This window comes from Thainema salinarum CENA647, from assembly GCF_057732415.1.
Genome location: NZ_JBYJZJ010000022.1, coordinates 4,415,181 through 4,441,158, shown reverse-complemented (window position 1 = coordinate 4,441,158; position 25,978 = coordinate 4,415,181). Strand labels below are relative to the sequence as shown.

General features: G+C 51.1%; 23 protein-coding genes and 1 pseudogene. 13 read left to right on the top strand and 11 right to left on the bottom strand.

Annotated elements, in window-relative coordinates; genetic code table 11:
• Positions 1 to 6 precede the first annotated feature (6 nt).
• A complete protein-coding gene (dacB, locus tag AC286M_RS26165; RefSeq protein ID WP_488207166.1) occupies positions 7 to 1,584 on the bottom strand; it encodes a D-alanyl-D-alanine carboxypeptidase/D-alanyl-D-alanine endopeptidase in 1,578 nt (525 codons plus the stop codon).
• 144 nt (positions 1,585 to 1,728) lie between these two features.
• Between dacB and AC286M_RS26160 the strand changes: the two genes are divergently transcribed.
• A complete protein-coding gene (locus AC286M_RS26160) occupies positions 1,729 to 3,114 on the top strand; it encodes a TldD/PmbA family protein (RefSeq protein WP_488207165.1) in 1,386 nt (461 codons plus the stop codon).
• Positions 3,115 to 3,558: 444 nt separating this feature from the next.
• Here the strand turns inward: AC286M_RS26160 and AC286M_RS26155 are convergent.
• The 4 genes and pseudogenes from AC286M_RS26155 to AC286M_RS26140 form a co-directional block, all read right to left on the bottom strand.
• Positions 3,559 to 4,405 (bottom strand): annotated as a pseudogene (locus AC286M_RS26155) (IS5 family transposase).
• Between the two features lie 75 nt (positions 4,406 to 4,480).
• Positions 4,481 to 6,694 (bottom strand): phosphoketolase family protein, encoded by a 2,214-nt coding sequence (locus AC286M_RS26150; RefSeq protein WP_488207164.1) that lies wholly within the window; start codon positions 6,692 to 6,694, stop codon positions 4,481 to 4,483.
• 195 nt (positions 6,695 to 6,889) lie between these two features.
• Entirely contained in the window at positions 6,890 to 8,488 is a 1,599-nt protein-coding gene (locus AC286M_RS26145; RefSeq protein WP_488207163.1) for a peptide ligase PGM1-related protein, read from the bottom strand.
• A 297-nt stretch (positions 8,489 to 8,785) separates the two neighbouring features.
• On the bottom strand, positions 8,786 to 9,211 hold the full coding sequence (locus AC286M_RS26140; protein ID WP_488207162.1) for a hypothetical protein: 426 nt from the start codon (positions 9,209 to 9,211) through the stop codon (positions 8,786 to 8,788).
• A gap of 99 nt (positions 9,212 to 9,310) precedes the next feature.
• Here AC286M_RS26140 and AC286M_RS26135 point away from each other — a divergent pair, with 99 nt between their 5' ends.
• The 5 genes from AC286M_RS26135 (at position 9,311) to AC286M_RS26115 (ending at position 12,327) form a co-directional block, all read left to right on the top strand.
• Positions 9,311 to 9,985, top strand: a complete 675-nt coding sequence (locus tag AC286M_RS26135) for a response regulator transcription factor (protein WP_488207161.1) — start codon at positions 9,311 to 9,313, stop codon at positions 9,983 to 9,985.
• Positions 9,986 to 10,145: 160 nt separating this feature from the next.
• Positions 10,146 to 10,499 carry a response regulator transcription factor gene (locus AC286M_RS26130; protein WP_488207160.1) on the top strand — a complete coding sequence of 118 codons (354 nt, stop codon included), beginning with the start codon at positions 10,146 to 10,148 and terminating at the stop codon, positions 10,497 to 10,499.
• Positions 10,500 to 10,536: 37 nt separating this feature from the next.
• Positions 10,537 to 11,418: a sensor histidine kinase gene (locus tag AC286M_RS26125; protein ID WP_488207159.1), complete on the top strand. Its 882-nt coding sequence runs from the start codon at positions 10,537 to 10,539 to the stop codon at positions 11,416 to 11,418.
• The gene (locus AC286M_RS26120) at positions 11,415 to 11,858 is read left to right on the top strand and encodes a sensor histidine kinase (protein ID WP_488207158.1); all 444 of its coding nucleotides are present in this window, start codon (positions 11,415 to 11,417) and stop codon (positions 11,856 to 11,858) included. The genes AC286M_RS26125 and AC286M_RS26120 overlap by 4 nt, the downstream gene beginning before the upstream one ends.
• A 145-nt stretch (positions 11,859 to 12,003) precedes the next feature.
• On the top strand, positions 12,004 to 12,327 hold the full coding sequence (locus tag AC286M_RS26115; protein ID WP_488207157.1) for a hypothetical protein: 324 nt from the start codon (positions 12,004 to 12,006) through the stop codon (positions 12,325 to 12,327).
• 322 nt (positions 12,328 to 12,649) lie between these two features.
• On the opposite strand, the gene AC286M_RS26110 is transcribed toward AC286M_RS26115, so the two are convergent.
• Both AC286M_RS26110 and AC286M_RS26105 read right to left on the bottom strand, forming a co-directional pair.
• Positions 12,650 to 14,755, bottom strand: coding sequence for a protein kinase domain-containing protein (locus tag AC286M_RS26110; protein ID WP_488207156.1), 2,106 nt, complete (start codon positions 14,753 to 14,755; stop codon positions 12,650 to 12,652).
• Between the two features lie 220 nt (positions 14,756 to 14,975).
• Entirely contained in the window at positions 14,976 to 15,224 is a 249-nt protein-coding gene (locus AC286M_RS26105; protein ID WP_488207155.1) for a Ycf34 family protein, read from the bottom strand.
• Positions 15,225 to 15,370: 146 nt separating this feature from the next.
• On the opposite strand from AC286M_RS26105, the gene AC286M_RS26100 reads away from it, so the two are divergent.
• On the top strand, positions 15,371 to 16,582 hold the full coding sequence (locus tag AC286M_RS26100; RefSeq protein ID WP_488207154.1) for a tRNA nucleotidyltransferase/poly(A) polymerase-related protein: 1,212 nt from the start codon (positions 15,371 to 15,373) through the stop codon (positions 16,580 to 16,582).
• Between the two features lie 300 nt (positions 16,583 to 16,882).
• Complete coding sequence (locus AC286M_RS26095) at positions 16,883 to 17,062, top strand: Asl3888 family RNA-binding protein (RefSeq protein ID WP_488207153.1); 180 nt, start codon at positions 16,883 to 16,885, stop codon at positions 17,060 to 17,062.
• 162 nt (positions 17,063 to 17,224) lie between these two features.
• Here the strand turns inward: AC286M_RS26095 and AC286M_RS26090 are convergent, their stop codons facing one another.
• The 3 genes from AC286M_RS26090 to AC286M_RS26080 all read right to left on the bottom strand — a co-directional run bounded on the left by AC286M_RS26090 (position 17,225) and on the right by AC286M_RS26080 (position 20,049).
• Positions 17,225 to 18,484 carry a sensor histidine kinase gene (locus AC286M_RS26090; RefSeq protein WP_488207152.1) on the bottom strand — a complete coding sequence of 420 codons (1,260 nt, stop codon included), beginning with the start codon at positions 18,482 to 18,484 and terminating at the stop codon, positions 17,225 to 17,227.
• A 26-nt stretch (positions 18,485 to 18,510) separates the two neighbouring features.
• Positions 18,511 to 19,173 carry a hypothetical protein gene (locus AC286M_RS26085; RefSeq protein WP_488207151.1) on the bottom strand — a complete coding sequence of 221 codons (663 nt, stop codon included), beginning with the start codon at positions 19,171 to 19,173 and terminating at the stop codon, positions 18,511 to 18,513.
• Between the two features lie 420 nt (positions 19,174 to 19,593).
• Positions 19,594 to 20,049 carry a hypothetical protein gene (locus AC286M_RS26080; protein WP_488207150.1) on the bottom strand — a complete coding sequence of 152 codons (456 nt, stop codon included), beginning with the start codon at positions 20,047 to 20,049 and terminating at the stop codon, positions 19,594 to 19,596.
• Between the two features lie 1,076 nt (positions 20,050 to 21,125).
• On the opposite strand from AC286M_RS26080, the gene AC286M_RS26075 reads away from it, so the two are divergent.
• On the top strand, positions 21,126 to 21,680 hold the full coding sequence (locus AC286M_RS26075; protein ID WP_488207149.1) for a TRAP transporter small permease subunit: 555 nt from the start codon (positions 21,126 to 21,128) through the stop codon (positions 21,678 to 21,680).
• Positions 21,677 to 22,996: a TRAP transporter large permease gene (locus AC286M_RS26070; RefSeq protein ID WP_488207148.1), complete on the top strand. Its 1,320-nt coding sequence runs from the start codon at positions 21,677 to 21,679 to the stop codon at positions 22,994 to 22,996. The genes AC286M_RS26075 and AC286M_RS26070 overlap by 4 nt, the downstream gene beginning before the upstream one ends.
• A gap of 37 nt (positions 22,997 to 23,033) precedes the next feature.
• On the opposite strand, the gene AC286M_RS26065 is transcribed toward AC286M_RS26070, so the two are convergent.
• Complete coding sequence (locus tag AC286M_RS26065; protein WP_488208887.1) at positions 23,034 to 23,768, bottom strand: hypothetical protein; 735 nt, start codon at positions 23,766 to 23,768, stop codon at positions 23,034 to 23,036.
• Here AC286M_RS26065 and tnpA point away from each other — a divergent pair.
• From tnpA to rpsB, 3 genes are all read left to right on the top strand, one after another.
• Positions 23,702 to 24,145 (top strand): IS200/IS605 family transposase, encoded by a 444-nt coding sequence (gene tnpA, locus AC286M_RS26060; RefSeq protein WP_488202591.1) that lies wholly within the window; start codon positions 23,702 to 23,704, stop codon positions 24,143 to 24,145. The genes AC286M_RS26065 and tnpA overlap by 67 nt on opposite strands.
• Positions 24,132 to 24,851, top strand: a complete 720-nt coding sequence (gene phnC, locus AC286M_RS26055) for a phosphonate ABC transporter ATP-binding protein (RefSeq protein ID WP_488207147.1) — start codon at positions 24,132 to 24,134, stop codon at positions 24,849 to 24,851. The genes tnpA and phnC overlap by 14 nt, the downstream gene beginning before the upstream one ends.
• 163 nt (positions 24,852 to 25,014) lie before the next feature.
• Positions 25,015 to 25,800 (top strand): 30S ribosomal protein S2, encoded by a 786-nt coding sequence (gene rpsB / locus AC286M_RS26050; protein WP_488207146.1) that lies wholly within the window; start codon positions 25,015 to 25,017, stop codon positions 25,798 to 25,800.
• Positions 25,801 to 25,978 lie beyond the last annotated feature (178 nt).

Genomic DNA, 25,978 nt, shown 5'->3' with positions numbered 1-25,978 from the left:
AACGGTTTAATCTGCGGGTTCAGCTTCAGCCGTACAAACTTGCAGCCGCGCCAGTTGCAGGAGCACTTGATCAATTGTCTGACGCAGTTCGCTGCCCCGCAAATCAGACTGGTTAATCAAAATGCTAAACGCTAGAGGGTCATAATTGGGCGGTTCAAGATAGCCCGCTAGGGAAATATTACCGCTGACGGCTCCCGATTTGCCCCATAGCCGACCTGCGATCGCACTATCGGCCAGCCGATTTTGCAACGTGCCGCTTTCTCCCGCGACAGCGAGCGATTGACGATACAGTTCTGCGTCGGGCGAAGCCGCAATATTTTGCAGGGTTTCAACCAGCGCTGCCGGACTGACTAAATTATGCCGCGAGAGGCCAGAACCATCAGCAATATCATAGCTAGTCGGATCAACCCCAAGATTGGTCAAAGCCGTTTCGAGAGTTTCCAATCCCGCCGCAGTGGAATCCGTCGGGGAAGCCGCCAGGACGTAATGACCAAGATGTCGGAGTAAAGCTTCGGCAAACAGGTTATTACTTTGCTGATTCGCCGTAGTAATCAGTTCCCGCAGCGGTGGGGATGACACAGCGGCAATTTCTTGGCTGTTGGACGGCAGGTTTGGATCATCTACTATCACGATCTGGCCTACGGTGATGTCTTGCTCCGCGAGTGCCTGCTCCAGCCCTTGTCCAAAATTCTCAACCGGATCAAACACAGAAACGGACACATCTTCTGACGGCGCACCTGCCTGTAACTGTCCCCAAATTTGCAAAATTGGCTGCTGAAAGCTGCGGCCTGCCCGCACAAATTCTGGCTCGGTTGCTGCAACCGTCGTGGAGGAGTTTTCAACCTGCCACTGGGTGGCCTGGTTGGGGTCGCGCCACTGCACCCGGAGCGGTTCGCCAATGGACTGCGGCAGCAGATCCACCACCACTTCATTTTCGTTCAGAATCAGGCTATTCACTGCTGTTCCATAGCCTGCCTGCACGTCCTCCCATTCCCAGTTGGGATGGATGGCCAGCCCCTGAAAATAGGTGTCGTCTAGCTGGAGCTGATCAATATGAGTAATGGTGCGATCTCGGATTTGTTGGGCCAAGTCAGCCAAATCGGCTGAGTCAAAACTGGGATCGCCACGACCGACCACCCGCAAAATAGCTGGCTCAGATTCAGATGGGGCTGCCTCGTCTGCACCTAGATAGCTGAGTTGATCGGGTCGCGTGGGAATTTGATAAACCGAGGTGCGAATGTGAAAGTCTGAGCCAAGAATACGCAGAGCCGCAGCGGTGGTCATGAGTTTGACCGTAGACGCCGGAATAAAGTAGCGATCGGCTTCCAATTCATAGAGCGTTTGGCGATCCTCAGGATTGGCCTCTAGGGTTTCAACGAGAATCCCCCAGCGCGATCGGGCTAGCTGTGGTTGTTGAATAATCGGCTCAATCGCCGTTGCAAGCTGATCCGGGCAAATGGCTGCAGGCAACTGTTTCGTTGGCAGAGTAGATTGTGCGATCGCAGATTTGGTCAGTGGATGAATCAGAAGAAAAATCAGTATGCTGCAGCCAAATTTTTGCAGGTTGATGACTGGTTTCCGCATAGTTGTCTTGCCCTACCCAGTAGATGCTCTGCCCATTATTGCAGGGGATGGGTTTAGGGTGAATAGCGGTGATTCTCTACCCCAATCCGGAATCTCTCCGACTACACTAGATAAAATAGGTTTGCAGTTCGCGAGGATTAGCCCATGCTCACAACCACCTCGATTCAAGATCAGATTGTTGATGCGATCGCGCCATATCGCAGTCAGGTTGATTATCTGGAAGTCCGGCTTGAACAAAGCGAATCGAGTTCCATTGCCTATCGGGGGCCGCAGTTGGATGGGGTGAACCGTAGCTTTGGGTTGGCGGGCGGCATTCGCGCCTGTCATAAGGGAGGCTGGAGCTTTGTCACGTTCAATGGGCTGAGTGAGCTAACGTCTCGGATTGAAGAAGCGATTCAGCAGGCAAAGCTGATCGGCAGCGACAAGACCTATCTGGCTGAGATTGATCCGATTGAAGATGTGGTGAAAGTGGAGCTAGGTCGCGATCCGCGCGGCATCAGCCTAGGTGAAAAGCAGCAGTTGGTCGAACGCTACAACCAGCTTTTACTGGAAATCGATCCGCGCATCCAAACCACGATGGCCAGCTATCGCGATCGCTTTGCTACGTCCTATTTCGTGAATTCAACCGGAAGCTGCATTGTGCAGGAGCGGCTGGATATTTCGGGCGGCTTTGGCGTGGTGGCTCGCGGCGAAGATGGCGTTGTCCGCCAGGGCTATGAATCGGTGCACTCGCGCTCAGACTACGATATTTTGCTGGGCATTGACGACCGAGTTGAAGCAGCGGCTCAGCGAGCCATTCGTCAGCTTGAAGCTAAGCCTGTCAAAGGTGGTCAATACACGGTTATTCTCGATCCCTATTTGGCGGGTGTCTTTATTCATGAGGCATTTGGGCATTTGTCAGAGGCCGACTTTGTCTATGAAAATCCCCGTATGCAGGAGCTGTTGACGCTGGGTAAACAGGTGGCCATTCCGCAGCTCAATGTCGTGGACGATGCCACGATGCCCAATCTGCCAGGGTCACTAAAATACGACGATGAGGGAGTTCCAGCTCAGCGCAAGTATCTGATCCAAAACGGCGTTTTGACCCAGCGACTGCACAATCGCGAAACGGCTGGCAAAATGCAGGAGCGACCAACGGGTAATGCCCGCGCCCTCAGCGCCACTTATCCGCCGATTGTGCGAATGACGAATACGGGGATCGAGTCAGGCGATCGCTCGGTTCACGACATGATTAGCGAAATCGACGAAGGTGTCTACGCGGTTCGGATGCTGGGTGGACAAACCAATGGTGAAATGTTCACTTTTGCGGCGGCAGAGGGCTACATGATCCGCAACGGCGAGATTGCTGAACCCGTCAGCGATGTCACCCTCAGTGGCAATGTTTTCCAAACCCTGAAAGATATCGACGCCATCGGCGAAGAATCCATCTACACCAATGGCGGTTGCGGCAAGGGCGGTCAATCCCCCCTCCCCGTCAGCGTGGGTGGCCCTCCGGTACGAATTCAAAATGTTGTGGTCGGCGGACGATAACTAACCGACTGTTCGTTTTGAGGAAGCTACATCTGAAATCGAGTTTTAGTTTCACTCAGAAGCCCGACGCTCAATACTGAGCCGATATCTTGTGAATCCGAGGCCTGAAAGGGATTGTACTACCACGTTATGGATGTGCAATCCCTTTTGCCGTTGAGTTGCATGACCTGATCGAATACTGATCAAAAATGGGCATCATACAAGCAGGGCTGGGGCGACAGCTTACTTAGTTCAGCTCAGCCAGCGGGATGATCAATTTGCAGTTCCAGATTAAGCAATGCTAATCCGGTAAAAGACAAAAAAAGGTGAGCGTGACCGCCCACCCCTCAAGGAAGTTAGAAACCGATATCCTGATCGACTCTCAGGATTCACTCAGGATGAAAACCTAGATTGGATTGTCTCGTAAGACTGAAAAAGTCTTCAAAATCTAGATGCACTTAGAGCCTATCCGAAAACCTCAGATGAGCGAAATGTGATGACCGCACTGGCAAGTTGTAAGAACGCCAGATAGTTTTCGGGCTTCTTCTCCCAGCGGATCAACAGACGGCGAAACCGATTCATCCACGAATGAGTCCGTTCGACCACCCACCGTCTGGCCCGATAGTTGGGAATGTCGTGAATCACTAGGTCACCCTCGTTTTGAGGCGGAATATGCCCTTGATAGCCCCACTGCTTGAGAATCTGGCGCACCGGGTGATAGTCGTAGCCGCGATCCAGACAGAGATGTCTTGATTCCTCGTCCTCCACATCCGGTGGCACCAGCGGTTGAGCCTCTAAAGTTACCTCAACAAGTTTCATGTCATGCCGATTAGCGGGTGCGAGCACAAAGGCCAGTGGGATGCCGTTGCCATCGGTTAAAACCGAGCGCTTGGTGCCCAACTTGCCACGGTCAGTCGGGTTGGGGCCTGTCTTTTTTTCCCCCCAGTGGTGCTTTGACCATCGCACCATCCATCGATTGCCAATGCCAGTCCACTCCTTGAGTGCGGGCATACTCCATCAATCCCGCCTGCCAAAAGCGAGCAAACGTGCCGTTGGTTTGCCACTCTTGAAAGCGGTCATGCACCGTACTGGAGGCCCCTAAACACCGAGGCAACGCATTCCACTGACAGCCGGTGCAAAGGATGTAAAAGATCGCATCTAAGGCTTGGCGATCATCCATGCGAGGGCGGCCTCCCTTAGGCTTGGGTGGCTCCTCTGGAATCAGAGGATGCAGGCGCTCCCACAGCTCATCGGGCACCCGATAACGAGGGTCAATTTCGACGGTTGAACGAGGAGGCGTCACGGTAGACATCTGGGACTGCTCCTATGGCGACACCTTCACCTTAAGCACTCATCTCTCGAACAACATCGGTTTTCGGATAGGTTCTTAGTGAAGCAGTTCAATCGCTCGCTTCGTCAAAGCATCCGCTGTGATACCGTTGAAACTCATGATTTGACCCGCGCTAGCGGTCGTTTCACCTCGTTTCCAGGCAAATACATCTCGACGAGCTGAACTGCGAAGCATTACTGGCTCTAGCGTAGCACTTGCACCCCCCGTTACGCCAACTAAAGCATCTCCACCAAAAAGTTGCTCAAATTTTTCATCGCTCAAAAAGCCGCCATCGGACTCAGAGCAGGTATCCCAGGCTACGTCCGAAGGGCGGAACAGGCGACGTGGGCTAACGATAGAGACAATCCGTACCCCAATTCCTTCGGTTTCTAAGAAGGCTGCTGCCTCAAACACAGGCAGCAGCGTCATGTCACCAATCACCGCAAAGACAACCGTTTTTTCACCCGCAATTTCTTGCAGCTTTACTGCTCCATCTTCTAGTGCCTGCCGCGTTTGATCAAAGGTGGTGCGAATCGGCAGCGGTGATTTGCTAGCCGTAATCACGACCCCCTTATTGCGAGTTTTCAATGCCCACTCGTAGCAAGCCTGAATGCTGTTGGCATCGGGTGGGAATAGCGGAAAAATGTTGCCATTTCGCATCATGGCCGCGAAATAGGCTTCGATTTCAGGCCGCTGGTGTGTCCAACCGTTACGGCCCTGCTCCAGTGCTCCAGCGGTAAACAGCGTTACTGTAGACGGTGTGGGACGGCGCAGTTCGGCCATTGCCTGGGTTACGGTTTGCCAAATCGGTAGACCGTTCACGGCAAAGGATTCATAGGAACACCAAACAGTGCGACCACCCATCAGCGCTAAACCTGCGGCTAAACCGGCACAAGCATCTTCGCTCAGCGGTTCGTAAACCTGGCCTTGGGGCTGCTGGAAGTAGGTTTCGTCAACGGTGGGGTGAATGATCTTCAGCGCCTGGTTGACATTGTTGATGCCCGATGCGGCATTACCGTCCGCGTTGGTTAAGACAAAACTGCGATCGCGTTTTCCGACCTCTGCGATCATCTGCCCCATGGCCGTGGTTGCGACTTTCGGTTCGCCGCCCAGTGCATACTCTTCCATTGGAATATCGCTCAGTTCCGGCAAGGAACGAGTGGATTCCGTCGTGGCAACCTTAGCAGCTGGGCCGCCGCCCGCGCGTTCCAAATTGGTGCGAACGATCTGCCACGCATCAGCGGGTAGGGCAAGAGATTTGAGTGCGGCGATAATATCGGGATTGTCCAGCGTGTGGTGGGCGTAGAGGTTGTGAGATTTAGAACCGCGATCGTGAACGCCTGCGCCTTTGAGCTGTTTGATGATGAAGACTGTCAGCTGTCCACCCAGAGCCGATTTGGCCGCCTGATCGGCTGCGCTCAAAACCGCTTGGGTAAACTCCATGCGCTTTTCAAATGAGAAGGCAGTGCTGTCTACGTAGGCTCCCGGCTGATCTTGGTCGTCGTAGTCTTTGGCATCCACCAAAATCACGTTGTCGAACCCGTTGCCTTTCCAGTAGGCAATCATGTGCTCGTTGGACTGGGTGGACACCATGCTGTGGTGCTCCTGGCTGTAGCCGTTCCAAACCAGGACGGGCAGGAAGTTCGTCACCTGCGGGTAGGCCGTATGGAAATGGCCAATGCCGCTCATGATGTAGGGTTCACCCAGGCCACCGTCTCCCAGCGTAAAGGGAAACAGAGTACCCTGATGCAGCAGCGCCGAGGCCATTGCAAAATGTTGTCCCTGACCGAGCGGGCCAGCCGGAGCCAAAATGCCGGGGATATAGCCCGACAAGTGGCCTAACAAACCATGCTTTTCCCGGAAGCGATCGCGCAACTGCTGGACGGTGCTGATCTCCATGTCTTCCAGGGAGCGATCCATGAACATGGCGCTGTAGAAGCCTGGTGCGTGGTGGCCGACTTCGGTATTGATATTTTTGTGGCCCAGCATCAGCAACGACACGTAAGCTTCGACCGAACTGGCAAAACCACCGGGGTGGCCAGACGCCTTGCTAGCTGTCACCTGAAGCGTTAGATAGCGCAGAGCATCAGCCGCGAGTAGGGTTTGATAAACAGCTGCGGTGTCAGTCGGATCTGCGATCGCAGTTTGGCCTTCAGCAATGACTGGAGTTTGACCATACTTTTCAAACTGAGGTGGAACGTCTCCAAAGTATTGAATTCCTGTGCAGAAGTCAGGCATCGTCGTTGGAGATGTGGATGGGGTTGCGGTCATGAAAATACCTACTCGCGTTGGCTAACAGCAGCGACTAAAGATTTACTTAACGTTTGTTCAATCTTTATAGTACACATCCAAGCCAGGCATTCAAAAATAGAGAATCGCAGCAGATATCAATAGACTCTGACTTTTTACTCAAACTAAGCGCAACTGGGTCGCCGCGATATGGCGGCCCAATTGCTATTACAACCGTTAGGCATTCCAACCGAGACAATTGTGAGGATTGGCGGCATCGATTGGCCGTTGCGATCGCGTTTCGTCGTCGAGGACTTGAATAATTTGGTTATATAGATCCTCGGCCTGCTGGGGTGAGTTGCCGATACTGGTCAAGCCCAATTTGCCAAACTCCGACAGACAGCCGATCAGGTGGAAAACAGATCCCGTTTCGGTGCCCGTATTGAAGTGAAGCTGATGTTCCACCATGATGTCCATCAGATCGCTGGGCAGCAGTCCCCGATAGCGCTCCTTCTGCAAGTTGTCAGAGGCGATGTAGTATTTGGGATGGCCTTGCTGATTGTAGAACAGTCCCGTTGACGGCTCATAGCGACCATTCGTCAGCAGCTTCAGCGCCATGAAAGGATGCGTCGTACCGCCCATGCGTAAGTTGATTTCAATGGCCTGTAAATCCCATTCCGTCCGATTGCCATCTGGTCGAGGAATTGCCAGAAAATCAACGCTATAGCGACCCAGAGCACCTTTGTCTGCAAGAGTTTGCCCAACTCGCATCCCCATTTTTTGCAGCGATAGCCGATAAGCTTCATCTGCTGGGAATGAGCAGCCCAAGAAAATTTGACCATCGGGGCCGCCTAAAATCTGGTCATGAGTAGACAGGATTTCTACGTCGCCCACCGGCGTAATCCGGCCCTGGACGCTAGGTGACCGCTTTTGGTCTCCTTCTATAAACGCTTCTGCGATCGCACCGAGTTCGGGAATGCGTCCGCCAAAATGCTGCCAAGTTTCGGTGTCAGATTGAAAACTTAAATGTTCAAATGCGGGTAAAATTTCAGCCACTCGCTCCTTATGAGACACTTGATGCGGTGCGACATGAGCTAGCGGTTGCAAATTCATCAGCGCATTGCCCTGACCAGAAAATCCCTCATCGAGCTTGACCACAATCCGCTGCAAGTGGGGCTGACGCTCCCAGAGCTTACTCGTCTCGACCGCCAAATCCTGAGCAGTGTGAACAAGATGACTACCATCGGGATGAGGAATGCCGCTTTCGGCAAAAATAGCGCGACTGCCGCTTTTCGTGCCCAACTCCAGCAAATCCGGATCGAGCGCATAGAGCGGTAGATTCAATTCAATCGATAGTTCTCGCTCTAGCTGGGTGGAATTAAAGCAAACCATATAAGCGCGATCGCGCCGCAGCGAACGCCGAATTCGCTCAATTAAGCGGGGGCGCTCGAGAATTTTTTCACTCAGCGATCGCGGTGAAGTGTCATAGGCCGACAACAGCATCAGGCGATCGCGAGCGTGGGAAAAGGGGATCCCGTGCAGCAGTTCTAAGTAGTAATCAATAATGCTGGGATGAATCGGCTGTGACGTCACGTAAATTAACCGCGTGCGGGGATTGCGGAGTCGGATGAGTGAAAATAACAGCCGCTCTTCGTAATAGCAAATCCCTTTGATTTTGGTCAGCTCCTCCTGATCCAAACTCAATGACGGCACAATCAGAATGTCGCAATCGCTGCGATCAAACTGCTCAATGGTTTGCCAACGCTCCCGCAGTTGGGTCTGAAGCTGTCGAAAGAGTTGGATGCGCTGCGTGACAGGGGTTTCCAGGGTTTGCATATTATCGACTAGACATTTCTAAAACGGCTTTTAATACTCGGATTGTAGCCATCGAGCATTCGTAGTGGCTTTAAACCACGCATTAATATAGAAAACAAGCTAAATCCTACCCGTTCCGGCTTACATCAAGCATCTAGCCTAAGCTTCAGATTTACAGACTTATAGTGATTCCAGTTAAGAGTGAGAGAACGAGAGAGGAGAGTGCCTCAGCCTGAGGCACTCTCCTCTCTCGTTCTTATCTAGAACCGCTATATAAGTAGCTACATACAAAAATCATGACAGGTTGAGAAGTACCACCTAATCAAGCCGATAGCGAACCAGTTGTTTAATTGTGGTTTGGGGCAAGCGCAATTCTGTGGCGAGAGCCGTTTCAATCTCAGCAAATTCAATTACAGGTAAATCTAACTCCAGTTCTTTCAGCACTGGATGAGCGGTTCTCACCGTTACTTCTGTGGCTCCTTCACGTCGATCAATGGCCGCTTCAATGGCAACGACCGTTACCTGCCAAGTCAGTTCCACCTGTGGCTGTTCTGACTGGAGCTGTGTTGAGATTTCGTAGCTGTAGGACAAGACCTGTTGCGATAGCAATCCGGCGCTTAACCAAACCACGAGTCCAACTACTGGCAGAAGGAACCAAATTCGTAATTGGCCAAGATGTAATTGGCTAAGATATCGAATATTTAACCGACGAAAACGCGATCGCAGATTCAGATCAAACCACATCGTTATCCCCTCCTGAAATCTCTACAATAAGGCTAATCGGGCGGCACCAATGGAACTACATTGAAAACTGCACTGATTCAGAATCTGTTACTGAATGCTATGAGAATTCTGCTGGTTGAAGATGATCCAGAACAGCTCGAACCCCTGCATGCCATTTTGACTAAATCGGGACATGTGGTAGACGGCATCGATAATGGGGCTACTGCTCAACAGTTAATCTGCGATCGCAATTACGATCTGCTGATTTTGGATTGGCTGCTGCCAGAAGTGAGCGGTATTCGGCTGTGTGAACTGTATCGACAATCCGGCGGGACGGCACCCGTGCTGATTTTGACCGCCAAAGATGCGATCGCAGATAAGGTGACTGGGTTAGACGTCGGCGCAGACGATTATTTAGTGAAACCGATTAATGGATTGGAACTGCTGGCGCGGGTGCGGGCCTTGGGGCGTCGTGCGCCGATCTGGCAGGGTGATGTCTTACAGCTTGAGGATTTGCAGCTCCACCTTGATACGCTCGTGCTGGAGCGGCAAGCCCAGCAGATTGTTCTGTCCGGTCGCGAATTTCAGCTCATGGAATATCTGATGCGACATCCCCGCCAGGTACTCAGCCGCGACCAAATTGAGCAGGCGCTATGGGAGTGGGACACGATGCCCGAAAGTAAAGCCGTCGCGACGCTGGTGCATCGTGTGCGTCAGCGATTGCAGACCTTACAGGCAGAAAACTGGCTACAAACGGTATACGGCATGGGATACAAGCTAGCGCCTCTGGAATAGTTGGATATAAACTTCACCGACACGAATTTAAGATACAGGGCTGAAAACTTGGTGTAACTTTGATGATTCATGATGAGAGCTGAACCGCTGTATCGGTAAATCATGCAACAAACCATGCAACGTCATTTGCGATCGCAAGCGATTGCAGTGGAGATCTGCTATGAGCCAAATCTTGATCATTGAAGATGAGCCTCGGATTGCCACGTTTATTGCCAAAGGGTTACGGCAAAACGGGCACTGTATCACCATTGCGCAGGATGGCTGTGAGGCGTGGCATCTCTCCTGTCAAGAAACGTTTGACCTGATTTTGCTGGATTTGGGTCTGCCACATCAGGACGGCTTGTCGCTGTTGAAAGAGATGCGAGAGGCGGGATTAAACCAGCCAATTGTGATTCTTACTGCCTATGATGATCCAAATTATCGACGGCTCAGCGATCGCTATGGTGCGAGTGACTACTTAATGAAACCGTTTCGCTTTCAGGATTTGCTACACCGAGTTGAAGCACTGATATGATCGAGCCTCTGAGGGCTATGAATATAGGCCATCGAATATGTTTCGTCGAAGCCGTGAAAATTTAGCCAGTTGGTTTACGGTGTCGATGGGCAGTGTGCTAATCGGCTTTGCGGGTGTGATTTACGTCGTGGAGGCGCAGGATCAGCGGCAGGTTTTAGACCAGCGACTCTATGAGATCTGTCAACTGATGGCCGCAGCGGTTGAGGATGGCAGCTATCAAGATCGGCAGCGGGTAGATTTGGAAGACGTGCCGATTTTGGGGGAAGAAGCGCTCCCGTTTCCGACGGTGCTGGTCTATGCCCGCTGGTATGGCCCCGATCAGGAGCTGATCCAGTTCTATGGGCCAATTCCACCGGAGCGCATCGAAGATGGATTTGGATTTGCCACGATTAAGCATCGTGCGATCGCACCTGCTCAAATCCCTCCCTTTCAAGCTGCACCTGCTCAGATTAACTCGTCTCAGGATAGACCCGCTCGGCTGCGGCAGTTGACCCTGCCCGTTTTTGAAGATCACGTTTTGATTGGCTATTTGCAGGTGGCTGCGCCACTAACGGCCATCGAAGCCGACCTTTGGGAATTACGTCTGGTTTTGGTAATTGCCGTTGTGGTCACACTGGGCTTAGTAACCTGGATTGGCTGGATGCTAGGCGGTTTGGCCATGCAGCCGATTCGCCAATCCTATGACCAGCTACAACAGTTTACGGGTGATGCCTCGCACGAATTACGGACGCCGCTGGCAGCGATTATTAATCATGCTCAGGTTGGCCTGATGGATCTCGCCAATCCCGATGAGCAGAAGCTGCGGCTGGAGAAGATCATCCAGGGAGCCGAATCGATGGCGAAGCTGGTGGGAGATTTGCTGCTGCTGGCCCGCAGTGAAGGTAAGCTTTCCCGGATCACCTGCACTCGGTTGACTTGATCCAAATCTTGCAGCACTTAGCCGCAGACTATCGCGAACAAGCCCGCGATCGCAGCTTAGACTGGGCTGTGACGCTACCAGAACCGCCGCTGTATGTTCAAGCGCAGTCAGACCTTTTGCAGCGTGCGATCGCAAATTTGCTCAGCAATGCGATTCAATATACGGCTTCTGGCGGTATTCACCTATCCGCTCAGCGGCAGGATCGGACTGCTGTAATTCAGGTAAAAGACACGGGTATGGGCATCGATGCGGATCAGCTACCGCATATTTTTGAACGATTTTATCGAGTAGACAAAGCGAGATCGCGGCGCACAGGCGGCTTTGGCTTAGGCTTAGCCATTGTTGAGCAAATTATCCATGCCCATCACGGACAGATTGCGGTGTCCAGTCAGCTTGATCAGGGTACAACTGTGCGAGTCACACTGCCGCTGCATGATTAATTTCAGACTCGGTGCTGAGCATTTTGTCATCCTCTAAAAAGACATGAAAACTTGGCGTAAACTTTATCCTTCAAACTAAAGCTAGAGCAGCAAAATTAGCGGTTATTCAGCGATTTGTTGCCTGAACAAACGGAGGAAAATCAATATGAAACGATCAACGATTCTGCTAGGGACTGCGATTGCCGCTGGTTTAGGAGTAGCAATTCCGGTCATGGCACAAACTCAAATTAATAGTGGTCGGTTGGCCAGCCAGGAGATTTCAGGTGAGATTATCGGCATCAGCGATGATGAATTTTTGCTGCAAACAAATAGCGGTCAAGTTTTAGTTGAAGCAGAAGATCGCCCTCTACGTCGTGCCAATTTAGCTGAGGGAGAATCGATCACGGTTACAGGTATTTATGATGAAGGAGATTTTGAGGCCTACACCATTACTCGACCCAATGGTGATGTAATCCAAGTGTGGGATTAATCTTCTTCTGACGAATTTTTTATTGGCTAAGTAGGTTGGCACAAATCAGCACATCTAAAAAACCGGGACTTCCCCCCGGTTTTTTATAGCGGTTCTAGATAAGAAAGAGAGAGGAGAGTGCCTCATCCTGAGGCACTCTCCTCTCTCTTTTTCTCACTTTTAACTGGAATCACTAGACTTTATTGGAAATAAAGTTTTTGGGGTTGGAAATTGTTTTGTAGCGCGGCTCCGCCGCGCTACAAAACAATTTCCGATAAGGTCTACTATAAATGCGCATTTGTTTGTATGTAGCTACTTAACGTTTTCAGAGTTTCCCAGCGTTTTAACCAATGTGACTACTGCTATATTCTTGCTTACGCCAAATTTTGATCGTTTCATCTTGGCTAGCGCTGACGAGCGTGGTGGAATTGGGGGCAAAGCTGAGTGAGCAAATGGCCCAGGTATGGTTTAGCTGGGTGACTACACTGCCGGAGGCGCTGTCCCAGAGCAGAATTTGATTGTCTTGGCTACCTGTGGCGACTGTGCGGGCATCGGCACTAATCGCCACAGCGGTAATGCCGTCGCGATGCTTGACCAGGGTGTGTAGCAGATGACCCGTGGATAAATCCCAAAGCTTAACGGTGCGATCGCAACTGCCCGTCACCAGAATACGCCAGTTTGGATCGACGGCTATATCGGTGATGGCGTCCGCGTGGGCCGTGGGCTGATGGAGGGGGCACTGCTGTTCCAAATCCCAAATCGTAACCGTGCCGTTACTGCTGGCGACAATCAGATGCCTACCTGTTGGATTGAGGGCCAGTTCCACAATCCGATCGCGCTGTACCGATAGCGTTGCATCAGGTTGATATTTTGCTGAGGTGCGTTTCGCCACTGTCAAATTGAAGGCTGTCAAATTGAAAACTCGAACCTCCCCAGTGGAATTGCCGCTGACCAATCGAGTGCCGTCACCACTAAGTGCGATCGCAGTTGTACCCCAGTTATCTCCGGCATAGCTGGCAATTTGCTGCCAGTGGCGCATATCCCACAGCTTGGTGCTGCCGTCCGCGCTGCTGCTGGCCAGCAAGTTTCCGGTTTGATCAAAGGATAAGCCCGTAATGCGATCGCGATGGCCGCTGCCCAGACCCAGGATTGGACGCGAAAACGTATGCGCCAGAAGTCCCGCTTTCAAATCCCAAATCCGCAGCGTGCCGTTGGTGTGGCCGACAACCAGCGTATAGCCGTCAGGGCTGACCGCGAGGGTGGTAATCCCCTGCGTCTTCTGCGTCAGCGTTTGCCAACAGATCCAGGTTTGGGGCGGAGCTTGAGGCGTTGTGGCAGGTTCAGATGCCGGATTATTAGCTAGCGTTGTGATGGATTCAGCAGATTCAGTAGCAGAATCTGGTACAGAATCGCGATTCCGCAATAATTTGCTGGGACTGGGCCAGTGGATTTGAGACTGCGATCGCAGTTTCATCGGCGCATTCAAATCCGCCAGCACCTCCGCCACCGACTGATAGCGCTGCTGCACCGAGCGGCGGGTCATTTTATTTAGCACGTAAGTCAGTCGCGAACTGACTGGCGGCTGCACGTAAGGCGTCCACACCCAGCGATCTTCTGCCACGGAATACAGCTCAAACGGATGTTCTCCGGTCAGTAAATATAGACAAGTGACGCCTAGCCCATAAATATCGCTGGCAAAGATCGCCTTGCCCATCGTTTGTTCGGGTGCTGCATAGCCTGCGCTGCCGATGACGGTGCCTGTTTGTTGAAGCGCCGTCGCTGTCGCAAGTTTGGCCGCTCCAAAGTCTACCAGAACGGGCTTGCTCGTCGCGGAAGGGTAAATAATATTGTCCGGCTTAATGTCGCGGTGAATTACCTGCGCCTGGTGCATGAAGTCTAGAACTGGCAAGAGATCGTTAAGTAGCGATCGCACTTGCAATTCTGACCAGACGCCGTTCTTTGCAACTAACTGAGTGAGGGTAGAGCCGTCGATAAAGGCTTGAATTAAATATTGCCCGTCTTCCCGTTCGATGTAGTCAATGAAGGAGGGAATTTGGGGATGCTGGCCGAGGTCTTGCAGTCGCTGGGCTTCTTGGCGGAACTGTTGAGCGGCGGTTGTTTGGAGTGAGGGAGTGAGGGAGTGAGGGAGTGAGGAGTTGGAGGATTTTGGAGACGAGGCTGAAGGTTGAGGGGGGGAAGATTGTATTCGATTTTGCTGTCTCGCAGAGAATCGCGCGTTTGACTCTGATAAAAAAAATTGCTTGATGATGCAAAGTTGTTGCTGTTGCTCATCCTTTGCTAGCAAGGTGCGGCCAAATCCGCCTTGGGCAATGAACTTTAACGGACGATAACGATTGGCCAGCCACAAACTAAAACCGCAGGTCTGACAAATCGTGGCTTGGTCAGGATTCTGCGGTTGAGGACAGTTGGAATTGAGGCAATAGCTCATCGGTTATGCCATCAGTCGTGCAAAAGTCATGCAAGTATGCAGGCCCATCAAGGATTGTGTTTTTGGATTGTGGATTTATTCCTCTGAAACGTTCCACTTGTAGGGTGCATGGCATTGTTATGCATCAACAATTAAGGATTTAATCACCTGTAAAGCGTTCCACCTGTAGGGGCACGGCAATGCCGTGCCCCTACCCAGGAATTTCATTCAATGCGCGCTCCTAAGTCGGCACCAGTTCGCCTGGGCGCAGCTTTGCCCATTTGCCCGCTTCTTCTTTAAAGCTGAGGCAGCCGACAACATCCCACTCCATTTGAATTTCGTCTTCAGTATTACGAATGTTAACGTTAATACTGGGTTCGACCGCTTCAAAGTCAGGAGTTTCAGTTAAATGAGGTTGCTGATGCTGTTCTTCAACCGCATGATAAGTTGTACAGCGGTCAACGTAGTGGCAGTTGACACAGATACACATAGGCCGTTCCTTGCGCTCGGCAGCAGTCACCATTTCTGCTACTTTAACGTAACTACCTCGAAAAACTCTTGCGCCTGCTGACTGATGTTGCAAAATGAAAAGATGCGGCGCGAGTCAGCTATCCGTTCAATTTCTACTCTTATCTCTTGGCACGTTTTTTAAATTCTCCAACCTTATCGCCTGAAACCTGGCCGTTTGACTGTTGCTTACTGCCTAGATCGACCTACCTTGTGGGTGGCAGTGTCCGTGATGCCCTTCTAGGCAGGCAAGCCGACTATCTGGATTTAGACTTTGTGCTGGCTCAGGGAGCGGTACAGGTGGCCAAGCAAATTGCCAATCACTATCAGGCAGGTTTCGTGCTGCTCGATCCGGAGCATCAGATTGCGCGGGTGGTGTTTGAACAGGCCACCGTGGACTTTGCGCAGCAGGTTGGCCCCAGTCTGTACGTCGATTTGCACCGGCGCGATTTTACGGTAAATGCGATCGCATTTAGTCCCCACACCCGCGAACTACTTGATCCGCTCCAGGGCTGTGAAGATCTGCAGCGGCGACAGATTCGCATGGTGGCTGCTGAAAATCTCAAAGATGACCCTCTGCGGTTGCTGAGAGCCTATCGGCAAGCCGCGCAGCTTGGCTTCCGGATTGAGTCGGAAACGGAGTCGTATATTCGCCAGTTTGCACCGCTACTGGAGCAGGTTGCTGCCGAGCGAGTGCAGGGTGAACTGAACTATCTGCTGGGTAAACCGGAAGGCACGCGCGAGCTAATTCGAGCCTGGAAAAACGGACTATTTCAGGCGTGGTTACCGGACATGACCGAAACGGGACTGCAGCGCCTCAAGCAGTTAGATCAAGCTGCGATCGCAATTGTTCATGCATGCCCCGAATTCGAGGCGCATGTTTCCGGCTGGATTCGCTCGTCGGCTAACGTCACAACAACGCGACGGAGCTGGCTACGCTTAGCTAAATTATCCCAGCTTTTGCCTGCCGACCCGGATCAAGCCGAACAGCAGCTCTGGTGCTTGAAGTACAGTCGTGCCGAAATTCAATCTGCGATCGCAGTCATTCGTGATTTGCCCTGGGTGATGGAGCAACTGGCTCAACCGATGAATCTACGGCAGCAGTATGACTTCTTCCAAGCTGTTGGCGGAATTTTCCCTGCGATCGCGCTACTGTGCGTGGCTTATGGGGTTGATCTCGACCGCATGCTGCCGCTGATTCAGCGTTTTCTACAGTCTGATGATCCGGTAGCTCATCCCTCGCCGTTGATTACTGGACGTGAACTGATGGCGACACTGGATATCGCGCCGGGACCGGCAAATTGGTCAACTGCTAGAGGCAATCCAAATTGCTCGCGCTGAAGGAAAAGTCCGAACCGCCCCAGAAGCGAAAGTGTGGATTCAAACCTATGTCGCAAACTTAGATCAGCCGGAAGCCTTAGATAGTCTGGATTATTCAAATGCTGCTAATGGCAAAATGGGTCATCTGAAGGAAATGTCTGAATTTGCCAGACGCAAGCTCTAATCGGTTGTTATATTTAAAGCGTTTGGTGAAATAAGTATGCTACATTACTTTAGCTGAGCTTTTGGCTTCTGCCGCTCAGTGCATTGGTAGTGGGCATATTTGTTTCACTCCAACAACTGCCCTAATTGAGGTACAGCATGGCAAAGCGCCGCAATTTAAAGAAGGAGAAAGCGCTCCGAAATCAAGCATACGCCCGCAAGTTCCGTAAGCGCAGCACTGGACGCTTCAATCGTCGCGGCAACTACGGTAATAACTCGAAGAGTGAGGATAGCAATTCGGATCAGGAAATGTCCGATAACTCTAACGACGATGATTAAGCAATCATGATTCACTCAGAAAATCCAAATTTTCTGAACATTATTCCAGTCCGGCTAAGCTAACTCACTGCATCGTGTTGAGTAATGCGATCGCAGTTTACAGGTTGTAAGGCGAAGGTAAAAGTAGCTCGTGTTGAGCCTTTTCCTTCGCCTTTTGCCGTGTTAACTTGCTGGATCAGATCGTCCAGGCAAGACGACCTCTATGCTGGCTTCAACCGCTTCGGCTTGTATCACTGTGCTATCATCTTCAGCCTTTGCCATCAGCGATGAGTTTTCAATATGAGTAAGCACTTCGTCCTGATAAACCACCAGATCAAACCAGAATGTGGTACCAACGCCCACTTCACTGACTAAATGCACGCGGCTGTGATGCTTTTCGATAATGTTGCGCACAATGGATAGTCCTAGACCTGTTCCCTCTAGCGTGTGTACACGGTTTTCAACTCGGAAGAAGCGGTCAAAAATCGCTTCTTGGTCTTCAGCATCAATGCCAATTCCGGTATCAGAAATCTCGACCCGCACCCGCTCAGGTAACTGATGCAGATGAGCTTCCGGTTGCAGCGTGTAGGCTCGGATCATCACGCGTCCCCCGGATGGCGTGAACTTGAGAGCGTTACCGACTAAATTAGCAAACACCTGAAGCAGCAGGTCGTAGTTACCCAGAACCAGCGGTAAATTAGGTTCGACCTCTTGCCTAAGCTCAATCCCTTTGTCGCGGGCGTTTAATTGATAGGTACGCAGCGTTTGCTCAATGGGCTGAATGATTTCAACTGCTTCGAACTGATAGCGCTTGTTCGACTCCAGCCGAGATAAGTCGAGTACGTCATTCACTAAGCGGGTTAGACGGTCGGTTTCGCGATTTGCCGTGTCTAGAAATTCTCGTCGCTCATCTTCCGAGAGATCTTCGCCGTATTCATGCAGCGTTTCAATAAATGACTTGATGTTGAATAGCGGTGTTCTTAATTCGTGGGAAACATTGCTGATAAACTGGCTCTTTGCCTCGTTTAGCTCCACTTCACGGGTAATGTCCTGAATGGTAATCGCGATGCCTTTCACATTTTCGCGATGCTGATCGAGTACCGTGGTCAGCAGAATGCGCACCGTCCGCTGAGTTGGTTCGCTGAGGGTAATCCGGAATTCTGAGCCATCTATTTCACCAGCAGCAACCTGGTAGAGCGGTCGGGTGATTTCGGCCTGGAGCGGAGCTGGTAAATGGTACAGCACGTTGTCGCTGATGACGGCATCTTTGTCATCCCAGCCTAGAATGCGATGGGCCGTGGGATTCACCAGCACCACATTCATGTCCGAATCTAACAGCACTGCCCCATCTGCGATCGTAGATACCAGCGTCTCTAGCTTGGCTTTTTCGGCAGTCAGTTCTTCGATATTTTGCTCTTCATAACGTTCTAACCGCTCCGCCATTTCGTTGAAGCTGTGGATCAGCTCCCCTAGCTCCCCCCCAGCGGCAAGTTGATCCGCTGTTTGAAGTTACCAGCCGCAATGTTTTTCACGCCAGTCAGGAGTTCCTTAATGGGCTTAGTAATGGTGAGAGCATTGAAAACGGCACCCAGAATCACCATCACCCAGATGGAAACAAAAACTGCGATCGTAACGTTGCGGGTGAGATGCGACGAGGTAACGACGGTTGGGTTTGGATTAATCCCAAGCGCCAGCACTCCCAGATAGCTATCACCATCCATCAGCGGCACAAACACATCGGTCACTTCCCCATCTGGCGTGAGATGCTGCCGAACTGTAGGACGCTCTAGGTTTTTGGAATAATCATCGGGGAGCTGCATCCGTCGCTGAAGCGTGAGCGAGTTCTGCACCTCATATTCAGAAAAGGGAATGCCAAAGAAGATATCGCCATCACCATCGGCATAGAGCATGTAGCGAATACTGGTTGTGCTGCTGTAAAACCGATGGGAAAACTGCGCCAGTTCAGTGCGATCGTTGGCTTGAACGAGGGGAGCAACATTGGCGGCCAAGAGTAACCCTAAGTCACGACCAAAACGGGTGTCATTCAACCGAGCATCTTGCTGAATGGTATTAACGGCCCAAAACGTTAAGCCGCTCATCAGCAAGGAAACGACGAGAGTCGCCGCTGCCATTAAGCGAGTTTGGAGGGTGAAATCAGACCACCACTGGGCAATTTCTTCTCTGATTTTCGCGAGGATCGCAATCACTGTGAGCTGTTAGTAACGCTGCAAAACGACATTTTGGATGAGCACAAGCTCTCAAAGTTTATCTCTCATTTTCGCATGATCAAACAGGAGATTGCGAATTTGCCACCATAACCTTCGTGTAAGACGGGTTATACGAGCTCTATTTACAGCTCTTTTTCATCACATCATTACCAGTGGCCCAAAAAACAAAATGAGCACTGTAGTACCGTTAACGGTTGCACAATGCCCATTTCGAGTAGTATTACCCATCGCATTCAACTAATCGTTTGTCCTGTGCCTGCGTTGAAGAACTAGAAGTGAGGTTAAGGGCAAGGATTGAATCTAACGCAGGAGCGTTAGGTCTCGTTACCCCTCTGAACGAACCGACCATAGATTCGAGTCAGGACGAATCGCGTCTAGTGTTTGCCATTGATAGTCTAAGCCTTGCATTTGGCGAGTGGCGATCCAAAGAAACTGGCGAAAACACTGCACAATCGTTTGCATGAGGCTGTTCAGAATTCTGGGAATGGCTCGTTTCACCGGATAGGACATCGACGCGATGGGGCGGGATGTGGATGCGATCGCAGATTTGGAAGAATCGGGCATCCATCGTTTGACTTGCCGCCACACTTGTCCAGCCTGACTGACTGAATTAACCGTAGGGAAGTTCTGCATCACGACTGTTGAAGCAGACGGTGCAGCGGGCCAGCGTGGCGATGCGATCGCAGATGACCCGAACAGTGGTAATGGTAGTGAGAGGAAGACAACAACAATAGCTAAAACAACGCTCCGTAAAAACATCCGGCGACCCCATGTATTCATTTATCGTTTATCAGTAATAAAAAGAGTTATAGATTTAAAATGCCGCCAACCTTGAAGGCTCTAATTTTTGGCGCACACCTCTATATCCCGCATGAAACCGTCGGCCAATCACGACCTGAGTTTATGGGGATGCAAAACCTATGACGCGTCTAGCACCAGCCCAAAGTTGTTCTGCAGACAGCAAAAAGCGTCGCAAACTCGATTTGGAGATGCTACAAAGTTTCGGTTCCCAAAAACCGAATTCAACGCAGAGTGCAGGACAGATAGTTTCTGTACCGCTTATGTGAAGTTAAAAGCTGATGCCTAGCCAGTTTGACTCCGCATAATCCCAATCTGGGACTAGCCGAAAACCGTCAACGCGAAACCTAGATCCTCCAGCGTCAGAATGACTCCCGATCTACGGTTTCCTCTACCTCTCATCACAATATGGGCTCGATCCAAAGACCGTGTCTATTGTGTAAGTGAGACCGCTACTTGGCGTAGGACTTTTACTTATACCTCTACATCTAAGATATTCGATTTTTTAATCTCCATCAAGTATTGAAGCTGCCAATTATTTAAAGTTGTGTTAAAGCGATCGTTGATCTCGCTGCATATCTCTAACGTGGCTTCAACCCTTGTCAGAATAAGGTTTATTCGCATATTCAATGGCGTTCATCTTCATTCTTACTTCGCATTTGTCGATACGATGTGCGATTAGATACAAAATCTGTTTGAGAGAAAATCAAAGTATCTCTATAGGCTGATATTGATAAAACTTATGTTGATAGTGGCTTGACAAAATCAAGTTAGCGTGGATTTGGTCGGCTGTAGTCAATGTTGCAATTGACGCCCATCAACGGGATATGTTGTCGTCGTGATTTTGCCATCTTGTAACAAAGCGCTAGTCAAGGCACAGGCTGTTGTGGAACCCGGATAACACATGATTTCATAACAGTCACCGTTTAACTCACCTTATTTGTTGATATACAGGGTTACGTTAATCGCTGATGAGTTTAGTACTTTACGTAAATAGCTGAGGTGATCAGCCACACGCAGTCTATATTTCTCGGTAGTAATACATATGGAGAGGAGTGATGCAGTTTCTGCTTAAAGCTGCACGATGGATCGACCAAATCAGCGAGTGGGTGGGCAAAATCACCTTTGGTTTAACGCTGGTTATGGTCGTCGTCGGCGCATACAACGCAATTACACGCTACTTGGGGCGATATATCGGTACAAACCTCAGTTCTAACCGCTACATCGAGGTGCAGTGGTATTTGTTCAGCCTCATTTTCTTATTCGGGGCCGCTTATGTGCTGAAACACAACAGTCACGTTCGAGTTGATATCCTCTACAGCCGCCTGTCGCGTAAAGTAAAAGCCTGGATTGATTTACTCGGTGCACTGCTGCTGCTGTTGCCCATGTGCATTGCGATTATCTACTATTCCGTCCCATCGGTGATCAGCTCTTGGCAGGTGCTAGAGCAGTCTTCCGATCCAGACGGGTTAGCGCGATATCCACTGAAAACGGCTGTGATTGTTGCGATCGCACTTTTAGGACTGCAAGGAATATCTGAAGTGATTAAGCAGATTGCCATCATCCTCAACGTCACTCCGCCCGCATCTCCCAGTGAGGAGGTGCAGCCATGATGGATTATCTCGGTTTGTTGATGTTCCTCGGTGCCCTACTGCTGATTTTCACCGGGTACCCCGTTGCCTTTGCGCTGGGTGGGGCGGGCCTGATTTTTGCCCTGCTGGGTGGATTGACGGGCAGTTTCGACTGGTTCCTGCTATCGGCATTGCCCAACCGCATTTTTGGCATCATGGGCAACTACGTGCTGCTAGCAGTTCCCTATTTCATCCTGATGGGGACGCTGCTGGAGCGGTCGGGGCTGGCGGAAGATTTGCTGGAAACCTTCGGCCTCCTCTTTGGTCGCTTGCGGGGCGGCGTTGCCGTAGGCGTCATTCTCGTCGGTACGCTCCTAGCGGCGGCAACGGGCGTTGTGGGCGCAACCGTCGTGGCGATGGGTATGATTTCGCTGCCCGTCATGCTGCGCTATGGCTACAGTCCGGCGCTGTCAACTGGCGTAATTGCGGCATCCGGCACGTTGGGACAGGTGATTCCACCGAGCGTAGTCCTCATCGTCCTGGGCGATCAGCTTGGAGTCTCGGTTGGTGATTTATTCCTGGGTTCACTGTTGCCAGGGCTGGCTCTGGCCGGACTGTATCTCCTTTATACAATCGGTGTCGCCATTTTTAAGCCCGAAATGGCTCCAGCACTACCCGTAGAAATGCTGAATATTTCCAAGCGAGAGCTGGTAGGGCGCGTCTTCAAAGTCATGCTGCCGCCGCTGGTTTTGATTTTGATTGTACTGGGCAGTATTTTCGCTGGATTGGCAACGCCTACCGAAGCAGGCGCAATGGGCGTTTTAGGCGCAATGGGTTTGGCGGCAGTAAACCGCCGATTAACCTTTAAAGCGCTATGGGGCGCATTAGGTTCAACGGTGGAACTCACCACAATGGTGGTCATTTTGCTGGTGGGCGCAACGTTGTTCAGCCTGGTGTTTCGCGGACTACGCGGCGATGCGCTGGTGGAGAGTATGCTGCTCAACATCCCCGGCGGCAGCACCAGCTTCTTGCTGTTTGTCAATGGCCTCGTCTTTATTCTGGGTTTCTTCCTGGATTACTTCGAAATCGCCTTCATCATTGTGCCGCTGATGGCCCCAATTGCTCAGCAGTTTGGTTACTCCCTAGTCTGGTTTGGCGTGATGCTGGGGGTCAATCTGCAAACCTCATTCTTGACGCCGCCGTTTGGCTTTTCGCTGTTTTATCTGCGCGGAGTTGCGCCACCGGAAATATCGACCACCAGTATTTACCGAGGAGTAGTGCCGTTTATCATCATTCAGCTTGTGGCGTTAATTCTGCTGATTTGGAAGCCAGAGATTGTGACGTGGGTTTTGCAGTGAGGGGGGATGAAACAACAAACGTTGGAACGTTTTAGCGTTAGCGTGATTGGTTGCGGCGATCGCGTTTTGTAGATCTGGTTTTTTGGAGCTGATCCGGGCGGGTGCGATCGCGGATAGCTTGAAGTTGAGTCCAGAGGGAGCGCCACGGTAGGGGCAAACTGGGGCTGAGTAATAGACCTGAGGCGATGCCAATCAAAACTCCCGATGCAATCAACAGCAACGCTTCTGCTGAACCGCCCAGCACCAGCACAATGCCTAACACACCGAGCAGGAGAGCTGCGATCGCAAGAATGCTGCCAATCATCCGCTCCAGCACGGCCCAAATGGCAGCCTGATCGAGTTCTAAATTTTGATTGGACAGCGAATCAGTTTCGTCATGCGGTTCCCGGTAGGCTCGCTTCCACGTCTTTGGGTCTGACTGTAGTGTCTCAGGATTGAGCTGTTCTGACGGAACCGAAATCTCGTCGCCTCTAAAGTGGTAGGTAGAATCGGCTCTACTTTCTTCAGTTGGGGTAGGCCGGTCTACGACATCGGCATTATCGGAGTCATCTGGAGAGATGCCGTGACCATTTGCATGGAATGACGTGGAGTTAGACAGCGAATTTGGCTCTCTAGTCTGAGCAGAATCGTTGGCAGAATCAGCTTGCTGATTGGTTGAATCTCTTGGGGTCCATTCCCCGCCGCTCTGCGGCGTAAGATCTAAGAATGAGTGAGTACATCCACAAGAGTCATAACGTAACAGTTTTGCTATACCACTTAGTGTTTCCAGCAAAGTATCGACGGGTTGTGTTTGATGAGCAAGTAGATGCGGTTCTGCGAGAGGTCTGCCTCGAAATCGAGAAACGCTACGAGGTGAAGTTTGTCGAAATTGGAGTGGACAAAGACCATGTCCATTTTCTAGTGCAGTCCGTGCCGACCTATAGTGTGACCAAACTGGTAACGATGCTGAAAAGTTTAACTGCACGAGAAGTCTTCAAACGATGCCCTCAAGTGAAGCAGAAACTTTGGGGAGGCGAGTTTTGGAGTGATGGATATTTTGCGAGTACAGTAGGCCGCCACGGGGATGAAGGAATGATCGCCAAATATGTTCAAGCCCAAGGCAAAGATTACCTCAAATTGCATCGGGATAATCAACTTGCTCTTTTTTGATTCTGATACCCCGTCCGCTTGCGGCGGGGTATTTCATTTCAGGATAGAACCGCAGTCATTCACGGCTATCCTCGGGCCAAGTGGTGCGGGAAAAACCACCCTGCTGCGCTGTATTTTGCAGCTGCAGTCGCCCGATCAGGGCACCGTTTTATTTAATCAGCACAATTTAACTCACTGCTCTAAAAGTGAACTTCGCTGGGCGCGATCGCAGATTGGCTTCATCGCTCAGGACTACAACTTGGTAGGCCGACGATCAGCCTTGGAAAACTGCTTAGCGGGTCGATTGCAGGAACTGCCCTTTTGGCGCTGCTTGCTAAATCAATATCCTCGCGCCTTACTGCTAGAGGGGATGACCGCTCTGGCCCGCGTTGGACTGGCAGATATGGCTTTTCGCCGTGCCGATCAGCTATCTGGCGGCCAGCAGCAGCGAGTTGCGATCGCACGTGCCCTCACTCAGCGAGTTGAACTACTCTTGGCCGACGAGCCGATTGCCAGCCTCGACCCGGAATCGGCCCACACCGTCCTCGGTTTGCTCAAGTCCCTCTGCCACAACGAAGGACTGACCGTCATCTGCAATCTGCACCAGGTTGAATTTGCCAAACAATATAGCGATCGCATTCTAGGTATCCGTCAGGGAGAAGTTGTTCTCGATCAGCCCACAGCGACGGTTACGGAGAGCGAGCTGGAGCAGTTATATCGGGCGTAATTGTGCTATCTTGGAAAAGTTGTCTAAATTCACACATCCAGAAATTCGGGTGTTTTGAAGGGTCTGTTTAACTGCGATCGCACGTTAACTATCGTGCTTTCGTTTGTAGTTAATCCCTTACAAAATCCGTCTGGATGGAGGCTAAACCCGAAAGGAGAAAAATATGCCTGTAGTTTCCTTGCCCCAGCTGCTAGAGTCTGGGGTGCATTTTGGTCACCAAACCCGCCGATGGAATCCTAAGATGGATCCCTACATCTTCACATCGCGCAATGGGGTTCACATCATTGACCTGGTTCAAACCGCTCAGCTCATGGAAGAAGCTTATAGCTACATCCGTGGCGCATCCGAAAATGGTCAACGTTTTCTGTTTGTGGGTACAAAGCGTCAGGCTGCCGGAATTGTGGCGCAAGAAGCGAGCCGCTGCGGAGCCTACTACATCAACCAGCGCTGGTTGGGTGGCATGTTAACCAACTGGGCCACAATCAAAACTCGGGTTGAGCGCCTGAAAGATCTCGAACGCCGTGAAGAGACAGGTGCGCTTGATCTGCTGCCGAAGAAAGAAGCAGCCGTGCTCCGTCGCGAACTGGAAAAGCTGCGCAAGTATCTGGGTGGCATCAAGCAAATGCGCCGCCTACCCGATGCAGTTCTCATCGTTGACCAGAAGCGGGAATACAACGCCGTTCAAGAATGCCAGAAGCTCGGTATTCCGATCATTTCGCTGCTGGATACCAACTGCGATCCGGACGTTGTTGACATTCCCATTCCGGCGAATGACGATGCAATTCGTTCTATCAAGCTAATTGTTGGGCGATTGGCCGATGCTATCTATGAAGGTCGTCACGGCGAACTCGATACCGACGATGAGTACGATTACGAAGGCGCTGAAGACGAATACGATGAAGAGGACTACGAGGCGGATGCGGCTGATGAAGACGACAGCGAAGAATAGCGTCGTCTAGCTGACATCAACGTCAAATTACTTGAACAGATTCATGCGTGAATCGGTACCCATTCGGTATCGGGTAGTCCTCGAAAAGTAGTGATTTCGATTGTGTTGGTCAAGCTCACACAGTTGAAATCGCTACCTAATAATTACTAATCCGAATCAAAAGGTATCCGAGATTATT

Coding starts and splice junctions, on each gene's coding strand:
- AC286M_RS26085 (WP_488207151.1), bottom strand. CDS start 19,173: ATGGCAGCGGCGACTCTCGTCGTTTCCTTGCTGATGAGCGGCTTAACG.
- AC286M_RS26125 (WP_488207159.1), top strand. CDS start 10,537: ATGTTTCGTCGAAGCCGTGAAAATTTAGCCAGTTGGTTTACGGTGTCG.
- AC286M_RS26135 (WP_488207161.1), top strand. CDS start 9,311: ATGAGAATTCTGCTGGTTGAAGATGATCCAGAACAGCTCGAACCCCTG.
- AC286M_RS26130 (WP_488207160.1), top strand. CDS start 10,146: ATGAGCCAAATCTTGATCATTGAAGATGAGCCTCGGATTGCCACGTTT.
- dacB (WP_488207166.1), bottom strand. CDS start 1,584: ATGCGGAAACCAGTCATCAACCTGCAAAAATTTGGCTGCAGCATACTG.
- AC286M_RS26105 (WP_488207155.1), bottom strand. CDS start 15,224: ATGTGTATCTGTGTCAACTGCCACTACGTTGACCGCTGTACAACTTAT.
- AC286M_RS26150 (WP_488207164.1), bottom strand. CDS start 6,694: ATGACCGCAACCCCATCCACATCTCCAACGACGATGCCTGACTTCTGC.
- AC286M_RS26140 (WP_488207162.1), bottom strand. CDS start 9,211: ATGTGGTTTGATCTGAATCTGCGATCGCGTTTTCGTCGGTTAAATATT.
- AC286M_RS26145 (WP_488207163.1), bottom strand. CDS start 8,488: ATGCAAACCCTGGAAACCCCTGTCACGCAGCGCATCCAACTCTTTCGA.
- AC286M_RS26075 (WP_488207149.1), top strand. CDS start 21,126: ATGCAGTTTCTGCTTAAAGCTGCACGATGGATCGACCAAATCAGCGAG.
- tnpA (WP_488202591.1), top strand. CDS start 23,702: ATGAGTGAGTACATCCACAAGAGTCATAACGTAACAGTTTTGCTATAC.
- AC286M_RS26160 (WP_488207165.1), top strand. CDS start 1,729: ATGCTCACAACCACCTCGATTCAAGATCAGATTGTTGATGCGATCGCG.
- rpsB (WP_488207146.1), top strand. CDS start 25,015: ATGCCTGTAGTTTCCTTGCCCCAGCTGCTAGAGTCTGGGGTGCATTTT.
- AC286M_RS26095 (WP_488207153.1), top strand. CDS start 16,883: ATGGCAAAGCGCCGCAATTTAAAGAAGGAGAAAGCGCTCCGAAATCAA.
- AC286M_RS26070 (WP_488207148.1), top strand. CDS start 21,677: ATGATGGATTATCTCGGTTTGTTGATGTTCCTCGGTGCCCTACTGCTG.
- AC286M_RS26115 (WP_488207157.1), top strand. CDS start 12,004: ATGAAACGATCAACGATTCTGCTAGGGACTGCGATTGCCGCTGGTTTA.
- AC286M_RS26110 (WP_488207156.1), bottom strand. CDS start 14,755: ATGAGCTATTGCCTCAATTCCAACTGTCCTCAACCGCAGAATCCTGAC.
- AC286M_RS26090 (WP_488207152.1), bottom strand. CDS start 18,484: ATGGCGGAGCGGTTAGAACGTTATGAAGAGCAAAATATCGAAGAACTG.
- AC286M_RS26080 (WP_488207150.1), bottom strand. CDS start 20,049: ATGAATACATGGGGTCGCCGGATGTTTTTACGGAGCGTTGTTTTAGCT.